Raw genomic sequence first — 21593 nt, 5'->3', positions numbered from 1 at the left:
ACTCCTGGGCTTAAGATTTAATGCGTCGCAACTGGCTGACAGTTCTGCTGTTCGCGCTCGCGCTGGCCGTTCAGGCCTTCGCGCCTGCGGCGGCGCATGTCGCGACGCGAATGGGCGCCGGCGACTTCCTCAGCGAATTTTGCGTGACCGATGTCGCCTCGAGCGACCAATCGCAGGCGCCGGACCACGCGAAGGGCCACCGGGACGTCTGTCTGTTTTGTCAAAACCATTGCGATGGCGTTGCGCCGCTTGCCGCGCGCGTCATTTTTCTTGGCAAGGCGCCCGTCCAATGGACAGCGCTTGATTGGACGGTGGCGGACCGCGCCCTGCCGACCCCCCCGCTGGATTATTCAAGACAGGCCCGAGCGCCGCCAGCCAACTCCTGATCCTTCGCAGACTGTCGCGTCGCTTTGCGCGCAGCCCGGACTCCGGGCGCGCACAGCATGGGGCGCAGCTTAAGGACAACGCCGCATCAAAGCGGCGGATCGGGAGTAAGCCCATGTTTCGCAAACGTAAGCCGAGCGGCAAGGAAAGCGTCGTCGCCGGCGCGACGCTCGAATCTCTCATCGAGGGCGAGCGCGCGCAGCCGGGTCATGCGCCCGGCATGGCGGCGCTCGCCGCCATCGTGCCGTCGACGCCGCTCTGGCGCGGCAATGACCAGCGCGTCATTCGCCTCATCGACCTCGAACGCCGCGCGAGATTTTCGCGGCCTTTGACCGACGCGACCTAAATCGATGTCGCCGTCGGCGTCCAGATTTGCGTCGCCGCCTCGCGCGGGCGCCGGGTTCGGCGCGACGCTGCTGTTTCTGGCGGCGTCGCTCTTCGCCGTCGCGCCGCTCGCGCGGGGCGTCGCCGAATCGGGCGTCGGCCGCCGCCTGGTCGCTCAACTCTTTATCTGTTTCGCGTCGGGGTCCTCCCAACCCGACGCGCTTGCGGGGCGGCTGGGCCCCAAAGACGATCGCTCCGCCTGCAACCTCTGCCAGGCGTTTTGCAGCGGTCTTGCGCCTCTTGCGGCGCGGCCCGGCCCGATCGGCGCGACGCCCGTCCCGAGCTTCAAGCTCGCGCGGACGGTGGCGGACTGCGTCGCGCCGACGCCCCGTCCCAGCCCAGCTCACCGCCCGCGCGCGCCGCCGGCGGCTTAGCTTGTGTGGCGAACGGCTCGCGTCGGCGTCGAACCTCTTCTCGCGCCGCCGCCGTGGGCCGCCGCGTCGATTTTTTCGCATTTCCGCAGCGAACGCTTCTCGAGGGCATACTGATGAACGAACTGATCACCGGCGTCGTGCTTGAGACGCTTAGCGCCATACTCGCCGCATCCTACTTCGTCGCCGAATGCGCGATGCAGGAAGCGAAAATTCCAGTCCGAAAAGAAAGACGGGCCAGCGCGCCGCGGTGATGCTCAGGCGCGCGCGGCGGCCCAAAGCCCCCGCGCGAGATCGTCGATGAGATCATCGGCGTCCTCGAGACCCACCGAAAGACGCAGCAGACCGTCGCCGATGCCGAGCGCGGCGCGCGCCTCCGGCGTCAGCCGCTGATGGGTCGTCGTCGCCGGGTGGGTGATGAGGCTTTTCGCGTCGCCGAGATTGTTTGAAATCTTGATCACGTCGAGCGCATTGGCGAGGCGGAAGGCGGCGGCCTTGCCGCCCGCCATATCGAAGCTCACTAGCGTGCCGCCCCCCGACATCTGGCGGCGCGCCAGATCGACCTGGGGGTGATCGGCGCGGAACGGATAAAGCACGCGGCTGACGGCCTTCTCTTCGGCCAGGAAGTCGGCGATCCTAGCGGCGCTTGCGGTCTGCTGGGCGACGCGCAGCGGCAAGGTTTCCAGCCCTTTAAGCATCACCCAGGCGTTGAACGGCGACATTGCCGGTCCGGTCTGGCGCAGAAAATTGTGGACGCTCTCTTCGATCAGCGCCTGCGAGGCCAAAATCACGCCGCCAAGACACCGGCCTTGGCCGTCGATGTGCTTGGTTGCCGAATAGACGACGACGTCGGCGCCGAAGTCGAAGGGCTTCTGCAACAGCGGCGTCGCGAAGACATTGTCGACGACGAGCTTTGCGCCGGCCTCATGCGCAATGTCGGCGATCGCCTTGAGGTCATAGACCTCAAGGCCCGGGTTGGTCGGGCTTTCGAGAAAGAACAGCTTCGTTTCAGGACGGACGGCCGCCTTCCATTGTTGGAGGTCGGCCCCGTCTACGAGCGTCGAAGGGATTCCCAGCCGCGGCAGCAGGTCCTCGACGACATAGAGGCAGGAGCCGAAAAGCGCGCGCGCCGAAACCACATGGTCGCCCGCCTTGAGCTGGGCGAGCAGGCTTGCGGTCACCGCCGCCATGCCGCTCGCCGTGGCGCGGGCGGCGTCGGCGCCCTCCAAAAGGCACATGCGCTGCTCGAACATCGCCACGGTCGGGTTCGAAAACCGCGAATAGATGAAGCCCGGCTCGTCGCCCTTGAAGCGCGCCTCGGCCGCCTCCATCGTCGGATAGACGAAGCTCTGCGTGAGGTAGAGCGCCTCCGACAGCTCGCCGAATGAAGAGCGCTGCGTCCCGCCATGCACGAGTTGCGTCGCGGGTTTGAGCGGCCTGCGCGGCGGGGCGTCGGCGGACATTGGTTCTCCCTTGGGCGCAGTCGCGCCATTCCCTTGATGCGCGCCGAATGGCGCAGCTGCGCAAAAAGCGGGGTTTCCTTGGGGAGACCCGGCCTTTTAGCGCGTTGTTTTTCGTGGCGGCAAGCCGGCCGGCTCAAATAACCACGTCGATCCGCAAAATTGCCGATCGGCCGGACTCTGTCAACAGACAGCCCGACCGACCCCTCCTAAGAGGAAGGATGTGGCGCCGCGAGCGACGCCACTTCGTTTTTGCGCAGCTAAGGAACGGCCGGCAGATTGATCGGCGTCACCACCCCTTGCGCAGCGGCGCTCTTCGTCATTCCGTTCTCGAAGATGTTCTTTGCGATCGCCCGGCCGATCGGCACGCCGCCTACATTGGACGAATCCGTGAGAATGTCGCTCGGGTTCGCGACGCTTTCGTCAATGCCGTCGAAGCGCCAGTGAACGCCCAGGTAGACCCGGCTCACGGAGTTGTCGAACATCGCTTGCAGCAGCGAGTCATAGTGGCGCCGGTGGAGCGCGCGATACGCGCCATCTTCGTTTATGGCGCGTCCGTCAAGCTCGTCGGATACAAGGTTGAAAGCGAGATTGTCGGCCGCGGTCGGGGCCACGCCAAAAAACCTGCGGGTAATTTCGAAACAGGCCGCGCCAAACGTCGCATGCCCAGAAGGATAGGCGGGGAACGGCGGCGTGAAACTGCGCTTTCCGGGCTCATTGGTCCGGGGCGCGCCGAGCGGAAGCCACCAAGGATCACAACGCCGATGGAGGTGATATGAAACAATGTCTCTGTTGTACCAGAAACTATTATCATATTCACGGATGCCGAGGATGGGCCGCCAAAACTGATAGCGATACTTCCAATACCAGGCGGCTATGCCTGCATCGCCCATCGCGACATTGATCAGCGCCAGTAGGCGCGCCGATGCGGCCGCACGATCCGATCCGGTGATATTGCGCGCGATGATGTCGCGCACGATCTGGTTATAAAGTCGCGGAGGCGTGCCGATCTGCGAAGCGCCGTCGTAGGCCCAGTAAAGGCCGACGATCGTTTCAAAAGGCGAGCGCTGACTTATGGTGACGCCTGGCGTGCCGGGGGTCGGAGTCTTACTACCCTTCACGCGGACTTCATCATGCGCTTTGTTATATGCGGCCGCGCGCGGCACGGGATGCGCGGCCTGCGGCGGGATCGCGGCCGCCGAGAAGAGCGTGACGGCGCCCCATTTCGGTCCGAGCAGCCCCTGGGTGAAATCGGTGGGATCTTCGCGATGGCGCCAATAGGCGTCGATTGGATCGACCCCGCCGGAATCTGCCGATCCATCGTTTTTGCGGGCCGCCACAATCGATGCGCCGACCTTGAAGCCGAAGTCGAAAGCGGGATTGCCGGCGCCGAACTGAAATCCTCGCAACATGTCGTCCACGAGCGTGCGGAAATCGGGGTAAAGCGCGGTCAATGTCGCGGCTGCGGCGCCAGAAACGGCTGCGCCTTCATTGTCGGCGCTCCACGGCTGGGGAGCGTGTGGCGCGACATTGGAATATGCGTTGATCGCGCCGGACAAACCTGCGAGCGCCGAGCCAATCGGCGGCCGCCCGGTCAGCCCGAAAAAAGCGTCATGCATCGCTAGGTGAATGATGGCCAGGGCGCGAGAACTTGCCGTTGGACCGCGGTTGTTCTTAGCGTTCATCCTGCCCGTGTGATCGCGCCGATTCATCTCCAAAGCGACTGCGTTCCAAAGCATTACGTAATCGCGCATAATGCTGCCTCCCGAAAGTTAGAAATCGAACGGTAATCACGCTCGTTTGAAATGATGTTGCGCGCTTCGCGCACAGGGCGCGTCATGCGAATGAATGATCGTTATGCTTTTAGGCTTGTCGATTGCGGAGTAAGCTCCCGCCATTTCACGAAACACGGCTAGGACAAAAATGAACGCGCCCGCCGCGCCAATCGAAGATCGCGCGAATCAAACTCTCGTCACGGCCGCCGCCGGCGTGCTCTCCAGCCGGCAGATTCAGGCGATGGCCGACGCCGGCCAAATCCGCCTTGTGGCGCCTTTGGCGCATGGGCAGATTCAGCCGGCCAGTCTCGATCTGCGGCTCGGCGCCAAGGCTTACCGCGTGCGCGCGAGCTTTCTGCCCGGCAAGCATCGCAGCGTCGACGAACTCCTCTCCGCGCTGAAATATGACGAGATGTCGCTGGAGGGCGAGGGCGCCATTCTCGAGCGCGGCTGCTTCTATGTCGTGCCGCTGATGGAAAGCCTCGCGCTTGATGATTCTGTCGTCGGCGCCGCCAATCCGAAAAGCTCGACGGGGCGTCTCGACATTTTCACGCGGCTGATCACGGATCGCGGCGACCGCTTCGACGAGGTCGCGACCGGATATTGCGGGCCGCTCTACGCGGAAGTATCGCCGCGCAGCTTTTCGGTGCGCGCGCGCATGGGGTCGCGGCTCAATCAATTGCGTTTTCGCGGCCAAGCGCCCGGCGAAACTCTAAGCGGCGCGTTGGGCGATGCGGCGCTAGCGGCTTTGCACAAGAAGTCGCCGCTCGTCGACGGCCCGCTCAATCTGCGCGACGGCGTCGTGCTGCGTGTTGCGCTCGACGCGGACGCCTTCGGCGGCGTCATCGGCTATCGCGCGCAGAAGCACACCGACGTGATCGATGTAGATCGCATCGGCGCCTATCGCATCGACGACTACTGGGACCGCTTGCCGTCGCGCGACGGAAGGCTGATCCTCGATCCCGGCGACTTCTACATTCTCGCGTCCCGTGAGCGACTTGCCATTCCGCCCGATCTCGCCGCCGAAATGGCGCCGATGGACGCTGCGATCGGCGAGTTTCGGGTGCATTACGCCGGTTTCTTCGATCCAGGCTTCGGCGCCGGCGCGGACGGGCGACCGTGCGCCCGCGCCGTTCTTGAAGTCCGCTCGCGTGAAGTGCCCTTCATCCTCGAAGACGGCCAGTTCATCGGCCGCCTCGTCTATGAACGTATGGCCGAAACCCCAGAGGCGCTTTACGGCCAAAGCGGCGTATCGAATTATCAGGGGCAGGGGCTCAAGCTCTCGAAACATTTCATGATGGAGTGATCTGATGCGCAACGCGCATATTGGCGGCGCGCTCTTCGCGCTTTCACTCACGACAATCGTCGCCGCCGAAGAGATCGGCGCATCGAGCCCGACGTTCTGGTCGGTTCCGCAAGTCGACGCTCTTCCCTACGACGCCCGCAGCCGGCTCATCCGCAAGGGGCGCGATCTCATCACCGCGACATACTCCCATATCGGTCCGGACATGCCCGACCCCGCGCAGCGCTTTGCGGGCAATAATCTTGCCTGCGGCAACTGCCATCTCGATGCCGGCGTGAAGAAATTCGGCCTGCCGCTCTTTGGGCTCGCCGAGGACTTTCCCGCCTATAGCGCGCGCACGGGCGCCGAGATCACGCTACAGGAGCGCATCAACTCCTGCATGACGCGCAGCATGAACGGCCGGCCTTTGCCGGCGTCTTCCGAACCGATGCGCGCCATCGTCGCCTATATCCAGTTTCTGTCGAAGGGCGTGCGCAAGGATGAGAAGCTTTCGGGACTCGGCGCTGGAACGATGCCGGAACTCGATCGCGCCGCGGCTCCCGCGCGCGGACGCGACATCTACCAGTCGCGCTGCATCGGCTGCCATAACGTCGACGGCGCCGGCGTGCAGAACAGCCTACCCGGTCATGGCGCCGGCTACGCCTTTCCGCCGCTCTGGGGATCGGACAGTTTCAACGACGGCGCCGGCATGGCGCGGCTGATCACGGCGGCGAATTTCATCCATTCCAACATGCCGGACGGCGTCGATTATCTGCATCCACGGCTCTTGCCAGAAGAGGCTTGGGACGTCGCGGCGCTGATGATCTCAAAGCCGCGGCCGCATCGCGCCGGGTTGGAAAAGGATTTTCCCGACCTTTTGAAAAAGCCGATCGATACGCCTTACGGTCCCTACGCCGACGGCTTTTCTGAGCAGCAGCATAAATTTGGGCCTTATGGGCCAATTCGCGCGAAGCTGAAGGAAATCGAGAAGGAAAGGGGGGAAGTGCGCAATCCAAACAGCGGGCGGTGAATTAGATTTTACCCGCCCCGGCGCTCGGCGCTGACCCTTCCTTTTCAGGAGAGGGTACGTGCGGCGGACCTAGATTATACCCTTCCCTTTTTGATGGCCGCTTTTCGCTGCAAGCGCCGCTTCAAGATAATCTGCGAGCCGCGAAAGAAGGTCGGCGCAATCGCCCTCATAACTCGAGCCGTGCATCACTGCGAGGCGACGGGGCTCGAGCGTCGCAAGCATGCGAATCGTCGGGCCTGTCGCCGGCGTCAGCGAGGTGGCCTGAAATGCGTCCTCCGCCGCAATCGCGGCTTCGAGCACGCTTTCCGTGACGAGCGCCGGCCCTTGGCCGATCTGCGTGAAGAGATCGCCGCAAAAGAGGGTGCGGGTGGTCTCCTCATAGATCAGCCCCGATTCCCACGCATGCGGAACATGCGGCGTATCGATGTAGCGCGCGCGCCTTCCGCCGATGTCCATGGTCTCGCCGTCGGCGAGCGCGCGCGGCGGCCGGTCGGCGAGATCGTTGAGCGACACCATGCAGGCCGTTTGGCCGTGAACCACTTGCGCCCGCGGTGCAGCAGCGAGCCAGAGATTCATTGCGCCGCATTCATCGGCTTCGACGTGGCCGAAAGAAATCCAGCGCAGCCGCTCAATCGGCATGATCGCGCCGAACGTCTTCGATACCAGCGGAAACAGCGAACGTGGGCCGCAATGAAAAAGGAGCGGCTCATCCGCGTCGATAAGGAACTGGTTAAAGGTGAAACCGGCCGGGGCGGCGATCTCCGGCGCAAAAGTCGAAAAGCGATAGATGCGTTCAGCGATTTCGTCGACCTTCGTTTCCATGCTTAACCTCAGATGCTGATCGCCTTCTATATCCCGCTCGACTTCGACGAGAAATTGAAGCCTTCGACGAGCATCGTCGGCGCCGCCGGCGCGCCGCCTTCGCCCGCCGCGCGCCAGGTCCGGCGCGTTGGACCGAGCGCCTTAATGTTGGCGAAGAGCTCGCCCAGTCGCTGATTGAAGCGCATGTTGCGCATCGGCGCGACGATGCGCCCGTTTTCGATGAGAAAATTACCGTCCCGCGTGAGGCCGGTGAGCAGCAGGCTCTTGGGTTCGACGACATTGGTGTACCAAAACCTCGTCACCAGAACGCCACGCCGCACCGAGCGGACCATGTCGTCGATCGAAGCATCGCCGCCCGACATCACGAAGTTGCGCGCGAAAGGAATTGGCTCAGCGCCCGTCTTCTGCGCCCAGGCGCGCGACCGATAGAGCGTCGCAACAACGCCATTTTCAACGAAGGCGCGGGCGCGATGCGGCAGGCCTTCGAAGCCGACCGCGGCTTCCGGCGCCAAGGGATCGGCGGGATCGACCCGGATCGTGAGCTTTTCGTCGAACAGCTTTTCGCCGATCGGCGCGCCGCCGCCAGGACGCGCAAAGAAGCTTCTGCCCTCGTCCGCCGCGCGCGCCTCCATCGCTCTGATAAGCCAAAAGGCGAGTTCGGCCGTGGCGTCCGGCTCGAGAACCACCGTATAGGCGCCAGGTTCGAGATCGACAGGGGTTGCGTCATGCGCGCCCTTGGCGCAAGCGACGCGCGCGATTCGTTCGGCGTCGAGACGATCGGCGAAGAAGTGATGCGCGCCTGCCCAGCCCGACCAGGCGTCGGCGCGATTGCGCGCCGTCGCTGATAAATCGATCTCGCTACGCCGCTCATAGGCGAAGAGGCCTGCGCTTGTGGCGAAGGCGCCGAACCGCCTTGCGGTCGTCGCGCAGCCGAAGGTGTCGACGCCGATTCGGGCGCCTTCCTCGATGACCCGCGCCGAGGCGTCGGCGAGCGCGTCGAGGCGCAAGTTCGCGGTCGCCTCGTCATAGCGGTTGGAGAAGCCGTAATTCTGCGGGCCGAGCGGCCCGACATAATCGGGATCAACAGGCAACATGCGCGCGATCTCTTCCGAGCGCGCGACAGCGGTCGCCAGCGCCTCGTCGTCGAAACGGGAGATGCTGCAGGCGCCGATGCGCCCGCCAATATGTGACGAGATGCGCAGATTGGCTTCCGCGCTCGCAAGATTGGTCGTGGCGCCGCCGCGCGCGAAGCGCAGACTGTGGTCCAAGCCGCCCTGAATCTGCACGGTGCAGGCGTCGGCTTTGGAGCGCGCAAGAACCTTGTCGGCGATCGACTTTGCGTCGTCTGAAGAAAGAAACATGCGCTATGCGTCGTCGCTCGTATTCAGCACGCGCACGTTGCGAAAGAGCGCCGGTGGGCTGCCATGCGAGACCGGAGCCAGCTGCACTGGCTCGGCCTTGCCGCAGGTGAAGGTGCCGTCGAGATGATAGGCGCTCGCGTCGCACAGGCCTGATAGAGAATTCCAGAATTGCGTGGTGCGCCCCTGATAGGCGCCATCGCGCAGCAGAGCGCCAAGCTTGCCGTTCTTGATCTCATAAAAGAGCTGTCCGCCGAACTGGAAATTGTCGCGCTGCTGATCGATGCTCCAACTGCCGGCCCCGACGACGTAGATTCCATTCTCTACGTCGCTGATGAGATCATTGAAGGCGCATTTCTGAGGGTTCGGCTTGAGAGAAATATTCGGCATGCGCTGAATCGGGAACGTCGTCGGGCTGTCCGCATAGGCGCAGCCGTTCGAATGCGACAGGCCGATGAGATGCGCCTGTCCCAGCGCCATCTGGAAATTCTTAAACACGCCTTCTTCGACGATGCAAAATTCGGCAGCCTCGGCAGGGGCCCCGTCGTCGTCATAGCCGATCGTGGCGAGCGCGCCGGGTTGGGCGCGGTCGGCGACGATCGTCATCAGCTTCGAGCCGAACCGCAATTCATTGAGCATATGGGGTTTGATGAAGCTCGTTCCGGCGAAATTCGCCTCCCAGCCGAGCACGCGATCGAGTTCGGTCGAATGGCCGACGGTCTCATGGATCGTCAGCCACAGATTCGTCGGGTCGATTACGACGTCGTAATCGCCCGGCGTCACCGTCTTGGCGTCAAGTTTCGCGCGCGCCTGTTCGCCCGCCTGCGCGGCCTCCTCGATCAGGCCGGCGCCGACGACATAGTCCCAGCCGGCCCCGCGCGCCGGCGTAAGGCAGTCGCGCGTCGCGAAACGGCCGCTCGCGCGATCGATGGCGGTCGCTTGAAAGTTCGGCGCGACGCGCGTGCGCGTCTGATGAATTCGGCTGCCAAGGCTGTTGGCGAAGAATCGCTCTTCGCAGGCCGCCGAGAGCGACGCCGAACAAAAATCCGCGCCATGATCGCGCGCGCTGGCGATGATCGAAAGCAGCAGGTCGGCTTTTTCGCCAGGGGGCACGTCGAATGGGTCGACGCCCATGGGCATGATCCATTCGGCCTCACGGGCGGGCAGGCGCTCGAGCTCGATCGGCTGGAATTGTATCCGCTTCACGGCGCGGGCGTTCTCCAGCGCCCGCTCGACGCCGTTGCGCAGACTGAGCGGATCGAGCCGGCGCGCGCCATAAAATCCCCAGCAGCCGTCGAGCAGCACGCGCAGGCCAAACCCCTGCGAGGCGCGCTCGTCGAAACTCTCCAGCCGGTCGTCCTTGGCGAAGGCGTATTCGCGCCGCGTTTCGCCGATCCTGAGGTCGGCGTAGTCGGCGCCGCTTTGCCGCGCGGCGGTGAGCGCAAGATCGGCGAGATCGTAGAGCAGCGCGCGGTCGAGCGCAAAGGCGCTACGGCTCCGGCAAGAGGAATCCAACGGTGAATGCGTGGCGGCCGCCGCCATGTGTCGCTCCAGACTGCCCCGAATATGTTGGGCGCTTCAGCCGGGATTTGCAATCGCTGCGTTACGGGTTCGCTTCGCCGCGCCAACCGCAGTCGGCGAGCGCATCTGACATATGTGTGGGCGGCGCGGCGACAGCTTCGACGGGCGGCTTGCCGTCCTGCATCGGTACGCTCACTGCGCGCGCATGAAGATGTAGCGGCCCTGAATTCTCGCGTCGACCTGAGCCATAGATCGGATCGCCGAGAATCGGCCAGCCCATCGCTTGCGCATGCACGCGAATTTGGTGCGTGCGGCCGGTGTGTGGTGCAAATTCGATCATGGCCAGCCCTCCGTCGGCGCTTCTGCCAAGCACGCGCCAGGATGTGCGCGCCGGCAAGCCAAGTGGGTCCGGCCGCATCCACCAGCCGCGCGCTGCGTCAAGCCGTCCGAGCGCTAGGTCGATCTCGCCTTGCTCGCCCGCCGGCGCGCCCTCCACCACCGCCCAATAGGTCTTGCCCACGCGGCCAGCTTTGAACAGGCTGCCGAGACGTTCCAGCGCTTTGCGATGGCGCCCGAGAACGAGGCAGCCGGAGGTGTCCTTGTCGAGCCGGTGCGCCAATGCTGGCGGTCGCGGCAGGCCGAAGCGGAGCTGATCGAAGGCGTCTTCAAGACTCGGGCCGCCTTTCGGGCCGCGATGCACGGCGACGCCCGCCGGCTTGTCGATGATCAGCATCAGCCCGTCACGGTGAAGCAGGCGAGAGAGGAGGTCCATGACCGGCTTATAGCAGGGCGACGCGATAAAGAGCGCTAGGTACCCGCCCGCTTGTCCTTTCCGAGCGAAACCGCGCCGCCGATAAACGCGCCATATTTGTGGAAATATTCGTCGGTCAGATGCACGCCGTCGGCGGTGTAGCGCCGCTCGTTTCCCTCGTATCTGTCGATGAAATCGTCATATTCGATCACGTTGAGTTCGGGATGGTCGCGCCAAAGCGCGACCCGATAGAGGTCGTTCACCTGCAGCTGGCACTCATCATAGAAGCAGCTCAATATGGAGCGCTTGACGGCGCTGTAGAGATTGGGCGGTTTGAATCTGCGCTCGTTGACGCGCGGGATCGAAATGATTTCAACGTCATCGACGTCGGAGAAATACTCGACGAGCTTTTTCGTATATTCGACATAGGCCGATGCGCCGACGTGCTGGATTTCATCATTGACGCCGTTCATGAGAACGACTTTGTCGGGCGTCTTATCCGCAAAAAGGCGATAGAGGTTCTCTCTTGGAAATTTCTCGCGTAGTTCAGAATAGAGCAACCGCGAGTTTCGGCCCGCAAAGCCGATGCTGCAGGCTTTGACGCCGCGACCTTGAAGCCGCTCGGAAACGGCGCGCGGCAGTTCGGGCAGCAGCTTGCCGTCGGAGGCCCAGGACTCGCCGACGACAAGGATGTTGTAGTCGCCGTCGCCGCCGTTGACCGTCGCGCAGTCAACCGAGGGCTCATCCGAGCGCTTGAGGCTGAGAAGCGATAGACCGCCTGTGACGGCCAGAACAAACGCCAGTCTCTGCGCGCCCGGGAACATGGGGCACCCATAGCCCGCTGACTGGACTCGCGCAAATTTCGCGACGTGGCGTGGTTGGTCGGCTTCGCGCCGGGCCGTCCGAACCTTCCTAAAGCGCCCAGATCAGACCGCGGTTTGACGGAATCGCGCGCGGGCGGACAAATTCATCGATCTCAAAAGGCTGGGGCGCGCTCTATGCGAAATGCCCAGGTCCTCGGTTTCGCAGCGCGCTCGATGCGATCGCCGACATGACGCCCGCGGGCGCCGCCAGAGGCGGCGGCGAAGGAGTCAGAAGCCGGCCGGACACCCAGGCGGCCCGCAATTTATTGATCGGCCGATCGAACAGGCACCAGATCAGGTAGGACGCGACGAGGATGATGACGAATGCCTCGGAGCAGAGCAGAATTCGATCAGTGTAGGACCCTTCGCCGGTTTTGAGCGCGCCGATCACCGACCAATGCAGCAGATAGAAAATATAGGAGAGTTCGCCGAACATTCTGTCGGTCGAAGCGCTCGGCTGCCGCGTCGTGTAGAGCGCCCAGGGCGTCATCATCACCGCGATCAAAAGATTCGTCTTATCGCTGAAGGCGAGCAGCTCTTGCTTTTCGCCGAGCATAATGTCCTTGGCGAAGATCAGCGAGCAGAGGAATATCGTCGCGAGCGTCGTGAACAACGCGCGATAGGCGAAGCCGCGATCGGGCTTCAATTCGTGGCTCGCCGCCGCGACGCCGATTCCAAAAAACAAAAGGAAAGGCGCAACCGTGGCGGATCCGCCGAGCCAAGGCGCGCCGGCCGAGATCAGAAGGCAAATCAGCAACAGATGGATGTTCTTTGAAATGAGAAAAATGATCGCCGGCGCGATAAGATAGAACTGCAATTCCACGTCCAGCGACCAGCCGGGAATGTTCGCCTGGAACGGCAGCGTGCTGTAGCCGAGGATCATGATGTTGGAGAAGAGCTGATGAATCAGCCCGCCGAAGGCGACGGGCGCGTCGCCGCGCCAGAGCAGCAGCGCCCAGGCGATCGCAGAACAGAGAGCGAAAACCGGCGCGATGCGCCACACGCGCGAAACGAGGTAGGTAAAATAGGCCGACGTCGTTCTCGAATAGGTGTTCTTCCACATCGCCGCGACCCAGTAGCCGCTCAGCACGAAAAAAATCAGCACGGCCGACATACCGAGGTTGAAACTGGTCGTGTGGTGAAGAAAGACGGCGAAGGCTAAAGTCAGCCGCAACGCTCCCGGAGACGCGAATCTATCCGTTCCCATCGCCATTGCCGCTCCGATTCTTGGGGGAGGTTTCATGACTAAGCGCCGTCGAGATTATCTCGATCAAGCGTGCGGAATATTGTGGCATGAGGTCGCGGGAGGCTGTGGCGCGCCGCGGCATTCGGTCGCGCATCGCAGCATGGCGGGCGCTGGCGCGTCGCGCATGGGCGGCTCGTCGCTTTGCGCGTCCGTGGTCTTGGCGTGTTTGGCATGTGTGATCTAATCGCTCAGTTCTAGCCAGGCTGAACAAGCGATCTGACGACGTTCGAAAATTTGCTCGCGAGGAACAATGGCGATTCTGTCTCCGACACCCAAGCTGCGCGTCACGGTGAATTTCGGCGTCGCGCGGCTCTACATCGACAATCCCGCCAAGCGAAACGCCTTCGACTTTGAGATGTGGCGCGCGCTGCCGTCGCTGATGCGAGACATCGACGCCGCCGAGGAGGCGCGCGTCCTTGTGATCAGCGGCGCGCCGGGCATGTCGTTTTGCGCCGGCGCCGACATCAGCGAATTCGCTACCTTGCGCGCGACAAGAGAAGGCGGGCGCGCTTATGAGAAAGCCAATGTCGAGGCTTTTGACGCGATTTCCAATCTGTCCAAGCCGACGATCGCGGCGGTGTCGGGATTCTGCATGGGCGGCGGCTTCGGAATCGCTGCGGCTTGCGATCTGCGAGTGGCCGATGCGCATGCGGTTTTTGCGATTCCGGCGGCGAAACTCGGCGTCGGCTATCCGCCGGCGGCGATGGCCTATGTCGTCGCCGCGGTCGGGCTGCAACTGGCGTTCGATCTCTTTTACACCGCGCGCCGCCTGACCGCCGCCGAAGCCCAAGAGCGCGGCTTCGTCAGCCGGCTGTCGGCCCCGGAAAGTTTCGAAGGGGGCGTGCATGCGCTCGCCGAAACGATCGCCGCCGGCGCGCCTCTGACCTTGCGCGCCGCCAAGGCGGCGATCCGCGCCGCGGGACGATTGCCGGGAGCGCCGTCGCATGAACAGTGCGAAGCTCTGGCGAGCGCCTGTTTCGACAGCGCCGACTATATGGAGGGACGCGTCGCCTTTCTCGAGAAGCGCGCGCCGAATTTTTCGGGGCGCTGAAGTCCTTCGGGTCTTGAAGCAGGCTGCGCGCGCTCTGGCGCATCATCATCGGTCCGCGCTCGCCTCGACTTCGAGGCTCTCCAGAATTTCGCCGGGCTTTCGCGTCAACACATCAAGCGCATTGACGCCTTTTGGGGCCACAATACGTAGATGCAAGCGCTTCGGCTTCTCGATATAGGCTGAAACCGCTTCGGCTAATCGTCTGGCGTTGGCGCCGGCGCCGACGAGCGTGGCGATCGCCGTCGCCGCGGCCTTGGCGTAATCGGTCCGCGCCTTGTCGACCGAAGTTTTCTGCTCTTTTGCTTCCAAAGCCAGCACGCGATCGACGAGACCACCGCCTTCGAGCGCGACATCGAGCGACTTGATCGACGTTGCGAGCGTCGCCGCGCGCGAAACAATTGGCGACGACGAGAATGCCGCGCTCGACACATTGCCGAAGAGCGCCGAGAGGCGCGCCGCGCCCATGTCCTTCGCGTCGATCGCGACAGGCCCTAACGCCGCTTCGGACGTCGTCTCGCGCCATTCGCCGGCGGCGAGTCCGGAGAGCGCAAGTTCGCGATAGCCCAGCGCCAGGAAATGCGCCGTCGTCTGCGTTTCGCCGCGTGCCGCGAGATCGACGACGAAATTGTCGATGCTGCCGGTGAATTTCGTCGGCGTCGTTTCAAGATAATTGCCGAATGTCGCGCTGGCGTTGTCGACGCTGAATTTAATTCGCGACGTTTCGCCGGTCTGGGGATCGGGCAAATCGGCGGCGGCGCCGTGCATATCGAAGCGCGCGAGCCTGGGATAGGCGCCGCCCTGCAAAACCGGGGCGAACTGCAATTCATTCAGCGTCAATCGCTTCACCCATAGATTGCCGCCGTCCGATGCGGCGAGCGAAAAATCTTCAATAAATATTTCCCCGGCGCCGGCGCCCGCAGCTTTGCGGATGCCAAAGCGCGCGATCTTCGACGTAAACGGCCTTGCCGCGGGGTCTCCTTTGCCGGTCGCGGCGACATTGTCGATGTCGATCGATGCGGCCTCAAAAGATTGGAGCGCGTCGAGGAGATCGCGCATCAGCGTGGCGTCGTCCTCTGGTTTCGCTACATCGAGCTTCTCCAATCGCTCGACGAGTTTACCAGCGGGCGTCTGCAGCGCGCGTCCGCGCGCGCCCGCAATCTTCAAGCGGCCTGTTGTCATGACCAGATTGGCGCCGGCATCTTCGAGACGCGTCGATTCGACGACTTCCTCGTCGACCAAAGGCGTCAACGGCGTGTCGGCCTCGTTGAGGGTTGCGCCGAGACGTGCGATCGCTGCGAAATCGACGCCTTTCGCGGCCGAGACGCCCCAATAAAGGCGCTGAACGCCGCCTTTTGCGGATTCGATCGTCTCTTCGCCGCCGTCGGCGCGCATGATCGCCGCACGCCCGGAAACGACATTCTCAAATTCCAGCTTGCGATAGGCGGCGCGCGCGACGCGCGACTCATTGCGGCTTTCGCTCGACATCGCCGGCACGGCGATTCGCCGCGCCGAAACCCGCGCGAGCCGCGCCGCGACATTCGCGTCGCCGTTCAAGAACAACGTGGCCAGTTCCGCGAACGGCAGGCCTGCGTCTTCAATTTCAATGTGCGGGATACGATAGGTCGTCGCGCCGATCGTGAAGACGATATTGTCGAGCGTCAGCGGTTTCTCGCCGGCGGCCCGCGAAGAAAAAGCGATGCTCGCGAGCGACAGCGACGTAACGACGCCGGCGACGATGGACCTGCGCATCGGAAAGCCCTGATGAGGCGGAGGCACAGGAGGTTGCATGGGGCGCTCTTAAGGTAAAGAGGCGCGTGCTTTCGTCGCAGCCGGAATTCGGCGCGGCGCGCCGAGTGGCGGCGCGGCGGCGGCGTGATAGAGAGACGGCATGCGTCGACTCCTGCTCCTGCGTCATGGCAAGGCCGACCGGCATTCAGCCGGCGGCGACCGCGAACGTCCGCTCGTCCGTCGAGGCATGGAGGACGCTCGCAGAATGGGCGAGTTCCTGCGCGACCAGGAATTTGCGCCGGACCTCGCCGTGGCCTCCAACGCCCGTCGGGCCAAGCAGACGCTCGATCGGGTGCTCGACTCCTTGCCACGCCATGTCACCCATCTGATCGAGAATACGATCTATCTTGCAACTGTCGATCATCTGGTCGAGATTTTGCGGCAGACTCCGGACAAGGTCGCGACGCTGCTCGCCGTCGGCCATAATCCTGGCTTCGCCGAGCTTGCGTATTGGCTCGCCGGCTCGGGCGAGGCGGATGAACTGGCGCTGATGCGCGCTAAATTCCCTACGGCGGCCCTGGCGGTGCTCGACTTCGAGATTGATCACTGGTCGGAGGTTCGCAAAGGCGGGGCCCGCCTCACGCGCTTCGTGACGCCGGGCATTCTGCGGGGCGAGGAGACCGAAGACCCCGACTGATTTGGTTCGCAACCCTTGGACGGACGGCCATGCTGATCGAAGCGCTCCTGACGATGCTGGCCGTTGCGGCGCCTCAAAAGCCGCCCGCCGTCTTCGCTGCGCCGGCCTCGGCGCTGGCTGCGGCGTCCAGCCCTGCCTATCGGCCGGAGGCGCGCGCCGTGGACAATTGGCGCGTCGAAAGCGCGCTGGCGCTGGAAATGGCGCCTGTCGCTGCAGTCCGCCGCGCGGTCGGCGCCGAGGAGGGCGAGCCGGCCCGCTGCGTCAAGCTCAATAATTACTGGTGCATCAAGAGCGCCGGGTGGAGCGGCGAAATCGCCGCCGATTCGGACGGCCATGTCGCTTTCGCCTCGGCGGAGGAGGGCGCCGCCGTCGCGGCGCTGCTGCTGCGCCGCTATTATGTCGACTACGGACGGCGCACCGCGCGGGCCATCGTCGAGCGCTGGGCGCCGGCGCAATGTTTCCTCGTCGGCGCCCTTGCCGGCATGCCGGCGTCGCGCGCGGGCATTGCGAGGATGCCGCCGCAGCGCATCGTGACGATGGGGCTCGCGCCGCGCGGCATTCGCAACACGCTGCGCGCCCGCTGGCTGGCGGCGCATGGTCGCGGCGGGGTCAACTCGAAGACGGCGCGGGCGCCTCTTCGAGCGCCGGTCGACCTGATGCCGGCGCCTTCGATAATGGCTGGAGTTTCCGAGCTTCCGGCGCGGCGCGAGAAGTTCGCCGAGCTGATCCGACCGGCGCCCCAGACGACCATCGCCGACCTGGCGCCGACGCCGGCGCCACGGCCGGCGCCCGACACGGGCGTTTCGAGCTGCGGCGGAGAACGCGCGCGGATCGCCAATTATGCGGCCAGCATCGCGCAGGGCGTCGTCGGAGGCCCCGACGAGGATCTGGGACTGTTCACCGCCGCCGGCCTGCCGACCGAAAATCTCGTCAAGGCGATGGCGAATATGGCGGCGGTCGAGATCGGTCCGGGGCGGCCCCGCGACGCGCTGATCCGCGTCGCCGTCGCGCAATTGCGACGGACGCTGGAGAAACCCGGCGACACCGGCTCCGTCACGCCGTCTGCCCCGTCGCAGACGCAGTCGACGCCAGCGGATCAGGAGCGCGCCATCAGCTCCAGCGCGAGGCCGTAGACTTTGGTGCGCGCCGGCTCGGGCAGGGTCTTGAGCACTTCGAAATAGGTCTGTCCGGCGCCGCACATCCGCGCGTCTTCAAGCGGCGGATCGGGCATCTTGCCGTCGAGCAGCGCGTCGATCTCGACCTTGCCGAGGCCCCGCGCCGTAAGCGCGTTCTCCAAAACGCGGAAGTCGGCTTCGGTCGGCGCGGCGCGTTCGATGTGTTTCGCCTGTCCGCTGACGATCGCCTCGAGCCCGGCGAGCGCCATGTCCGAGACGATCTGGCGGCGCGAGGCGGCGAATCGCTGGAAGTCGAGGTTGGTTGCGCCGTAAAGGAAGGCGACGCACATGCGCTTGTCTTCCCGCGCCACCGCCTGCAGCACTTCGAGCTGCTTTTCAAAGACGCGGGCGATGGGCTCCGGCTCGGCTTTCGCCGCGAGCGCGCCGTGCGAGGTTCGGATGCGGCGGACCGCCTCGGAAAGATAATAGTCGACGCTCTGCTCTTCCTTCGTCTTTGCGAGGCGGGCGGCGAAATCATTGATCGCCGCCTCGTAATCGGCCGTGAAGGTCTCGCGGAGGCGTGCGAAATAGCGGGCATAGTCCGGCGTCGAGGCGATAAGGGTTTCAATCTGCTGGCGCGCGCTTCCCTTGTCGATTGACGCGCCGGCGCTCGCCATATGCGGCGCCGGGTGGAGGGCCATCCACGTCAAGCCGACGCCGGCCCCAACCGCAACGAGCGCCGCAGCCGACAGCGCCAGAATTTTCTCCAGATACATCGCCGGCCTTTGCGTCTGCCCTTGAAAGCGCGAAGCTTAAAGCATTGCGCAGGCGGGCGGAAGCGCGGCTGTCGCTAGACGCGCTTTAGCAGCCGACGGAGCCGCGCGGTCTCGGCGCGATGGGCGACGAGCAAGCTGATATGCCGATTGAGATCGTAGCTCCAATGACCGCGCCGCGCCCGTTCGGCGCGCATCGCGCGCTCAAGTTCCTTGAGCGTCGCGCGCACCGCGTCCGGCGATTCGCTTGCGATGATTTCGGGCGACAGGCGATGGAATCGCGCCAGCGCGCTGGCGCGATCATAGCCCTTTAGCCCGGCAGCGAGCGCCGCGTCGAGGGCGACGCCGGCAGCTACTGCGAAGCGGGCGGAGCGGTCGTCTGGCTGTGAAATCGGCGTGCGCGTCATGGCTCATCCTCCATGACGTTAAGAATGCTCTCCCTCAAACGCATGAGGATAAGCATTTTATCCCTTAAATAGGAATATATTCCGAAATAGGCTACTGGCTTCACCCAAGCTGGAGGCATCGATGTTTCCCCGTCCCATGCCGATTCCGGGGCTCAGCGCCGCTGCGGCCGCCGCCGCTCAAAGCGAACCCTTCACCGATCTTTTTTCGTCGCGCCGCTCCCGGCCCTCGGTCGCTCGCGCCCGTCAGCTCGCCGTCGATCTCCACCATGTCGCGCTCGGCACCAGCGTTTCCGCCTGCGCCAGGGCTTTCGCGCGCGACCGCGCCACCGTTCGCCATGCCTGCGCGACGATCGAAGATCTGCGCGACGATCCGCTGTTCGACGCCGGCGCCGCCCGGCTCGAATTCGCGCTCGCCGCCCAGCGCGACATGATCTGCGCGCTCCTTGCGCAAGGCGGCGCGCAATGAAGAAGAACGCGAGAAACCCGGGAAGCGAGGAAACCGGCCGCGTCATGCGCCGACTTTTGCAGGCGCTCAGCGAGCCAGGGGCGCGCGCCGCGCACAGCGGGCTCGAAGCCTCGACGCTGGTCGTGCTCGCCGCGAGCGACGGCGTCACTGTCGTGCGCGCGCGATTTGCGGCGGCGGCCGGCGACGCCGCTCTCGCCGAAGGGCTCGTCCGATGGGAGGTCGAAGGCGAAGCGCGTCGGCTGGCGCTGACCGACGCCGGCCGCGCCCATCTTCGTCGATTATCCGCGCCCGAGATCGAGCAGGCCGAACCCTTTCGCGCGCAGCATGCATGCTATGCGCTGCGCCCGCTCGAAAAGGGCGCGCGTCCGACGCTCGTCAATGAAGCGGAAAGCCCGCTCGCCTGGCTCGCCCGGCGGAAGGACCGGGAAGGGCGATCCTTTCTCGACGCCGCGCAGCTTGAAGCCGGCGAGCGTTTCCGCCGCGATATCGAACAGGCGCAGCTATTGCAGCGCGTGACCGCGAATTGGGAGGCCTCGATCAACGCCACGCGCCGCGGCGCCGTCTCCGAGGTCGCGATCGATGCGCGCCGGCGCCTCGCGCGCGCCTTCGACGCCGTCGGACCTGAAATGGCGGGCCTCATGACCGACGTCTGCGGCTATCTGAAGGGCATGGAGATCGTCGAAAGCGAGCGCGGCTGGCCGCCACGTTCGGCGAAAGTCGTGCTCAGAATCGCGCTCGATCGACTGGCGCGCCATTACGGGCTTGCGGTCGAAGCGCGCGGCAACGACCGCGCCGAGGCGCTGCTGCATTGGGGCGCGGAGGATTACCGGCCGAGGATGTGAGGCCCAGTCCGTCATGGCCGGGCTTGTCCCGGCCATCCACGCCAAATTCAGGACTAATCGTGGATGCCCGGCCCAAGGCCGGGCATGACGCGATAGAGTTTGCCGCGCTACGCCGCCATCGCCTCGCGGGCTTCCCTCTTAATTCGCTCAACCATCGAGCGCAGGCCGTTGGCGCGCTGCGGCGTCAGATGTTCGGCGAGGCCCAGCTCCTTGAACAGCGGCGCGGCGTCGGTTTCGACGATTTCCTGCGCCGGCCGTCCCGAATAAAGCGCCAGCGTCAGCGCGACGAGGCCGCGCACGATATGCGCGTCGCTGTCGCCGCGAAACGAGAGCGTCGTGCGTCCCTCAGAATCGCGCGTGCGCGTCGTTTCGAGCCACACCTGGCTGGCGCAGCCGCGCACTTTGTTGGCGTCGGTATAGGCGTCTTTCGGCAGCGGCTCGAGCGTGCGGCCAAGCTCGATGAGATAGCGATAGCGGTCCTCCCACTCATCGAGCAGTTCGAAATTGCCGATGATCTCGTCGATCTGCATCTTGTCCCGCATCCTTCCGGCGAAGCCGCATTCTACCTCATTTCGGCGCCAGGCCGCGCCCTTTCCTTGGCGCGGGCCACGCCTTACATTTCCGCGCGATGACCGTCGGCGCGCCGCGCCGCTCTCCAGGAGTTTTATATGAGCGACTTTTCCCGTTGGCGCGCCGTGGCCGCCGCGATTTTTCTTAGCCTGGGTCTTTCGGGCTGCGGCTACAACACGATTCCGACGCTCGAAGAAAACGCCAAGGCGAAATGGTCGGACGTGCAGTCGCAATATCAGCGCCGCGCCGATCTCATTCCCAATCTGGTCGAAACCGTGAAGGGTTACGCCAGGCAGGAGAAGGACGTGCTGACCTCCGTCGTAGAAGCCCGCGCCAAGGCGACCTCAGTCAAGGTCGATGTAGGCTCGCTAACCGACCCCGAAAAGATGAAGCAGTTTCAGGAGGCGCAAAATCAGCTGACGGGCGCGCTCGGCCGGCTGATCGCGGTCAGCGAAGCCTATCCGGATCTGAAATCCAACCAGAACTTCCTCGCCCTGCAGTCGCAGCTTGAAGGCACCGAGAACCGCATCAATGTCGCGCGGCGCGACTACATCGAGGCGGTGCGGGAGTTCAACACCTCGCTGCGCACCTTCCCGACGCTTCTCTGGGCGAAGACCTTCTTCGCCGGAACCAAGCCGATGGCGGAGTTCGCGGCGGCCGGCGCGGCGCAATCGCCGCCGCAAGTGAAGTTTTGAGA

The 21593-nt window shown here is 64.3% G+C and carries 24 protein-coding genes and 1 riboswitch; of the genes, 12 read left to right on the top strand and 12 right to left on the bottom strand.

Features of this window, described 5'->3' with window-relative positions:
* Positions 1–20: 20 nt before the first annotated feature.
* The 4 genes from QZ964_RS02615 (at position 21) to QZ964_RS02600 (ending at position 1393) form a co-directional block, all read left to right on the top strand.
* Positions 21–386: a DUF2946 family protein gene (locus QZ964_RS02615; RefSeq protein ID WP_292528539.1), complete on the top strand. Its 366-nt coding sequence runs from the start codon at positions 21–23 to the stop codon at positions 384–386.
* Positions 387–499: 113 nt separating this feature from the next.
* Positions 500–730, top strand: a complete 231-nt coding sequence (locus QZ964_RS02610) for a hypothetical protein (RefSeq protein WP_292528537.1) — start codon at positions 500–502, stop codon at positions 728–730.
* 4 nt (positions 731–734) lie between these two features.
* Positions 735–1142, top strand: a complete 408-nt coding sequence (locus QZ964_RS02605; protein ID WP_292528535.1) for a hypothetical protein — start codon at positions 735–737, stop codon at positions 1140–1142.
* A gap of 113 nt (positions 1143–1255) precedes the next feature.
* Positions 1256–1393 carry a hypothetical protein gene (locus QZ964_RS02600; protein WP_292528534.1) on the top strand — a complete coding sequence of 46 codons (138 nt, stop codon included), beginning with the start codon at positions 1256–1258 and terminating at the stop codon, positions 1391–1393.
* A 3-nt stretch (positions 1394–1396) separates the two neighbouring features.
* Here QZ964_RS02600 and QZ964_RS02595 read toward each other — a convergent pair whose 3' ends face one another.
* A complete protein-coding gene (locus QZ964_RS02595) occupies positions 1397–2602 on the bottom strand; it encodes an O-succinylhomoserine sulfhydrylase (protein ID WP_292528532.1) in 1206 nt (401 codons plus the stop codon).
* Between the two features lie 76 nt (positions 2603–2678).
* A riboswitch (SAM riboswitch) is annotated at positions 2679–2757 on the bottom strand.
* Positions 2758–2859: 102 nt separating this feature from the next.
* Entirely contained in the window at positions 2860–4353 is a 1494-nt protein-coding gene (locus QZ964_RS02590; RefSeq protein WP_292528531.1) for a vanadium-dependent haloperoxidase, read from the bottom strand.
* A 169-nt stretch (positions 4354–4522) separates the two neighbouring features.
* On the opposite strand from QZ964_RS02590, the gene QZ964_RS02585 reads away from it, so the two are divergent.
* Positions 4523–5680 (top strand): 2'-deoxycytidine 5'-triphosphate deaminase, encoded by a 1158-nt coding sequence (locus QZ964_RS02585; RefSeq protein ID WP_292528529.1) that lies wholly within the window; start codon positions 4523–4525, stop codon positions 5678–5680.
* A 4-nt stretch (positions 5681–5684) separates the two neighbouring features.
* Positions 5685–6686, top strand: coding sequence for a c-type cytochrome (locus QZ964_RS02580; protein WP_292528527.1), 1002 nt, complete (start codon positions 5685–5687; stop codon positions 6684–6686).
* Positions 6687–6755: 69 nt separating this feature from the next.
* Here the strand turns inward: QZ964_RS02580 and QZ964_RS02575 are convergent, their stop codons facing one another.
* The 6 genes from QZ964_RS02575 to QZ964_RS02550 all read right to left on the bottom strand — a co-directional run bounded on the left by QZ964_RS02575 (position 6756) and on the right by QZ964_RS02550 (position 13214).
* Positions 6756–7508 (bottom strand): MBL fold metallo-hydrolase, encoded by a 753-nt coding sequence (locus tag QZ964_RS02575; protein ID WP_292528525.1) that lies wholly within the window; start codon positions 7506–7508, stop codon positions 6756–6758.
* Positions 7509–7534: 26 nt separating this feature from the next.
* A complete protein-coding gene (locus tag QZ964_RS02570) occupies positions 7535–8869 on the bottom strand; it encodes a TldD/PmbA family protein (RefSeq protein ID WP_292528523.1) in 1335 nt (444 codons plus the stop codon).
* A 3-nt stretch (positions 8870–8872) separates the two neighbouring features.
* Positions 8873–10408 carry a TldD/PmbA family protein gene (locus QZ964_RS02565; protein WP_292528521.1) on the bottom strand — a complete coding sequence of 512 codons (1536 nt, stop codon included), beginning with the start codon at positions 10406–10408 and terminating at the stop codon, positions 8873–8875.
* A 61-nt stretch (positions 10409–10469) separates the two neighbouring features.
* Entirely contained in the window at positions 10470–11159 is a 690-nt protein-coding gene (locus tag QZ964_RS02560) for an RluA family pseudouridine synthase (RefSeq protein WP_292528519.1), read from the bottom strand.
* A gap of 35 nt (positions 11160–11194) precedes the next feature.
* Positions 11195–11962 carry an SGNH/GDSL hydrolase family protein gene (locus QZ964_RS02555; RefSeq protein ID WP_292528518.1) on the bottom strand — a complete coding sequence of 256 codons (768 nt, stop codon included), beginning with the start codon at positions 11960–11962 and terminating at the stop codon, positions 11195–11197.
* Positions 11963–12134: 172 nt separating this feature from the next.
* Positions 12135–13214, bottom strand: a complete 1080-nt coding sequence (locus tag QZ964_RS02550) for an acyltransferase (RefSeq protein ID WP_292528516.1) — start codon at positions 13212–13214, stop codon at positions 12135–12137.
* A gap of 283 nt (positions 13215–13497) precedes the next feature.
* Here QZ964_RS02550 and QZ964_RS02545 point away from each other — a divergent pair, with 283 nt between their 5' ends.
* A complete protein-coding gene (locus QZ964_RS02545) occupies positions 13498–14298 on the top strand; it encodes an enoyl-CoA hydratase-related protein (RefSeq protein ID WP_292528515.1) in 801 nt (266 codons plus the stop codon).
* 45 nt (positions 14299–14343) lie between these two features.
* Here the strand turns inward: QZ964_RS02545 and QZ964_RS02540 are convergent, their stop codons facing one another.
* Positions 14344–16047 (bottom strand): hypothetical protein, encoded by a 1704-nt coding sequence (locus QZ964_RS02540; protein WP_292528513.1) that lies wholly within the window; start codon positions 16045–16047, stop codon positions 14344–14346.
* Between the two features lie 139 nt (positions 16048–16186).
* Here QZ964_RS02540 and QZ964_RS02535 point away from each other — a divergent pair, with 139 nt between their 5' ends.
* Together QZ964_RS02535 and QZ964_RS02530 are read left to right on the top strand one after the other, a co-directional pair.
* Positions 16187–16723, top strand: a complete 537-nt coding sequence (locus QZ964_RS02535) for a histidine phosphatase family protein (RefSeq protein WP_292528511.1) — start codon at positions 16187–16189, stop codon at positions 16721–16723.
* A 29-nt stretch (positions 16724–16752) separates the two neighbouring features.
* A complete protein-coding gene (locus tag QZ964_RS02530) occupies positions 16753–17856 on the top strand; it encodes a hypothetical protein (protein WP_292528510.1) in 1104 nt (367 codons plus the stop codon).
* Here the strand turns inward: QZ964_RS02530 and QZ964_RS02525 are convergent.
* The gene (locus QZ964_RS02525) at positions 17820–18614 is read right to left on the bottom strand and encodes a hypothetical protein (RefSeq protein WP_292528509.1); all 795 of its coding nucleotides are present in this window, start codon (positions 18612–18614) and stop codon (positions 17820–17822) included. The two genes, QZ964_RS02530 and QZ964_RS02525, sit on opposite strands and share 37 nt — an antisense overlap.
* A gap of 74 nt (positions 18615–18688) precedes the next feature.
* Positions 18689–19018 carry a DUF6477 family protein gene (locus QZ964_RS02520; RefSeq protein ID WP_292528507.1) on the bottom strand — a complete coding sequence of 110 codons (330 nt, stop codon included), beginning with the start codon at positions 19016–19018 and terminating at the stop codon, positions 18689–18691.
* A gap of 121 nt (positions 19019–19139) precedes the next feature.
* Here QZ964_RS02520 and QZ964_RS02515 point away from each other — a divergent pair, with 121 nt between their 5' ends.
* Together QZ964_RS02515 and QZ964_RS02510 are read left to right on the top strand one after the other, a co-directional pair.
* Positions 19140–19484, top strand: a complete 345-nt coding sequence (locus QZ964_RS02515) for a chromosomal replication initiator DnaA (RefSeq protein WP_292528505.1) — start codon at positions 19140–19142, stop codon at positions 19482–19484.
* Positions 19481–20326 carry a DUF6456 domain-containing protein gene (locus QZ964_RS02510; RefSeq protein ID WP_292528504.1) on the top strand — a complete coding sequence of 282 codons (846 nt, stop codon included), beginning with the start codon at positions 19481–19483 and terminating at the stop codon, positions 20324–20326. The genes QZ964_RS02515 and QZ964_RS02510 overlap by 4 nt, the downstream gene beginning before the upstream one ends.
* A 107-nt stretch (positions 20327–20433) precedes the next feature.
* Here QZ964_RS02510 and QZ964_RS02505 read toward each other — a convergent pair whose 3' ends face one another.
* Entirely contained in the window at positions 20434–20856 is a 423-nt protein-coding gene (locus QZ964_RS02505) for a SufE family protein (protein WP_292528502.1), read from the bottom strand.
* A 138-nt stretch (positions 20857–20994) separates the two neighbouring features.
* Between QZ964_RS02505 and QZ964_RS02500 the strand changes: the two genes are divergently transcribed.
* Positions 20995–21591, top strand: a complete 597-nt coding sequence (locus QZ964_RS02500) for a LemA family protein (RefSeq protein ID WP_292528500.1) — start codon at positions 20995–20997, stop codon at positions 21589–21591.
* Positions 21592–21593 lie beyond the last annotated feature (2 nt).

This window comes from Methylocystis sp., from assembly GCF_021731785.1.
Taxonomy (GTDB): domain Bacteria; phylum Pseudomonadota; class Alphaproteobacteria; order Rhizobiales; family Beijerinckiaceae; genus Methylocystis.
Note: the sequence above shows the minus strand (reverse complement) of the source record. Positions and strands in the feature narration are given on the sequence as shown.